General features: G+C 66.5%; 2 protein-coding genes and 1 pseudogene. All 3 read right to left on the bottom strand.

Annotated elements, in window-relative coordinates; genetic code table 11:
• A pseudogene (locus FKP22_RS29590) lies at window positions 1-210 on the bottom strand (ribosome biogenesis GTPase YlqF); the annotation flags it as partial.
• A gap of 76 nt (window positions 211-286) precedes the next feature.
• A complete protein-coding gene (locus tag FKP22_RS29595; protein WP_141291788.1) occupies window positions 287-1,453 on the bottom strand; it encodes a mandelate racemase/muconate lactonizing enzyme family protein in 1,167 nt (388 codons plus the stop codon).
• A 28-nt stretch (window positions 1,454-1,481) separates the two neighbouring features.
• The coding region (locus FKP22_RS29600) for an SDR family oxidoreductase (RefSeq protein ID WP_141291790.1) at window positions 1,482-1,659 on the bottom strand (178 nt) is incomplete at its 5' end.

The raw sequence follows: 1,659 nt of genomic DNA on the forward strand, positions 1-1,659 counted from the left end.
CACCGTGCGCGCGGGGTCGGCCATGTCCTGCTTGTTCAGCACCTTCAGCGCCGGCTTGGCCCCAGTCAGCTCGGCCAGCAGCGGGTTCTCGCTGGAGCCGGGCAGCCGCGCATCCAGCAGCTCGATCACCACGTCCACCCCCAGCTTCATGCGCTCGATGATGGCCTTGCGCGTGGCATGCATGTGGCCGGGGAACCAGTTGACGGACATGGGGAGAACCTTGGAACAGAAACGGGACCGGCCCGCGCTCGCGGCCGGCAACACCCATTGTCCCAGTTGTCAGCCATCAGCCGGCCAACGCCTTCATCTCCGCGTACAGATCGGCCTTGCCTTCGAAGCCGATGCCGGGCAGCTCGGGCAGCGTGACGTAGCCGTTGTCCACCTTCACGCCGTCGGGGAAGCCGCCGTAGGGCTGGAACAGGTCGGGGTAGCTTTCGTTGCCGCCCAGGCCCAGGCCGGCGGCGATCGCCAGCGACATCTGGTGCCCGCCGTGCGGCACGCAGCGCGCGGGCGACCAGCCGTTCTCCTTGAGCATGTCCAGCGTGCGCAGGTATTCGACGCAGCCGTAGCTCAGCGCGCAGTCGAACTGCAGCCAGTCGCGGTCGGGCCGCATGCCGCCGTAGCGGATGAGGTTGCGCGCGTCCTGCATCGAAAACAGGTTCTCGCCGGTGGCCATGGGCTTGGCGTAGTGCTGGGCCAGTTCCGCCTGCAGCGCGTAGTCCAGCGGGTCCCCGGCTTCCTCGTACCAGAACAGGTCGTACTGCGACAGCGCCTTGGCGTACTCGACGGCGGTCTTGATGTCGAAGCGGCCGTTGGCATCCACCGCCAGTTGCTGGCCTGGGCCCAGCAGCGTGAGCACGGTCTCGATGCGCGCCATGTCTTCCTTGAGCGAGGCGCCGCCAATCTTCTTCTTGACCACCGAATAGCCGCGGTCCAGGTAGCTTTGCATCTCGCGCTTCAGCCCTTCCAGGCCCTGGCCGGGCCAGTAGTAGCCGCCGGCTGCGTAGACGAACACCTTGCGGTTGGCCTGGCCGTTGCCATGGCGCTCGGCCAGCAGCTGGTAGAGCGGCTTGCCTTCGATCTTGGCCACGGCGTCCCACACGGCCATGTCGATGGTGCCCACGGCCACCGAACGCTCGCCGTGGCCACCTGGCTTTTCGTTGCTCATCATCGTGGCCCAGACCTTGTGCGGGTCCAGGTTCTCGCCCGTAACGTCGAGCAGGCTCGCGGGCTCGGCCTCCAGCAAGCGTGGGCGAAAGCGCTCGCGGATCAGCGCACCCTGGCCGTAGCGGCCATTGCTGTTGAAGCCGTAGCCAATGACTGGCTTGCCATCGCGGATGACATCGGTGACCACGGCCACCAGGCTCAGCGTCATCTTCGAGAAGTCGATGTAGGCGTTGCGGATGTTCGACTTGATGGGCTTGGTTTCTTCGCGGATGTCGATGATCTTCATGGCGTTTTCAGTCCTTGTTTCAAACGGTTCAGCGGGGCAGCGAGGCCCCGCCGCAGATGGCAATGTCCTGGCCGGTGATGGCGGCGGCGGCGGGCGACAGCAGGAACAGCACCAGTGCGGCAATCTCGTCGGGCTGGATCAGCCGGCCGATGGGCGGCAGCACCGGCGGCGCAGCCTGGCGGGCCGGGTCCTGGGTCATCGCGGTC

Source organism: Ideonella azotifigens, assembly GCF_006519715.1.
Lineage (GTDB): Bacteria > Pseudomonadota > Gammaproteobacteria > Burkholderiales > Burkholderiaceae_C > Ideonella > Ideonella azotifigens.

What these genes read in the sequence shown, in the direction of transcription:
- FKP22_RS29595 (WP_141291788.1), bottom strand. Translation starts at nt 1,453, where the DNA reads ATGAAGATCATCGACATCCGCGAAGAAACCAAGCCCATCAAGTCGAAC.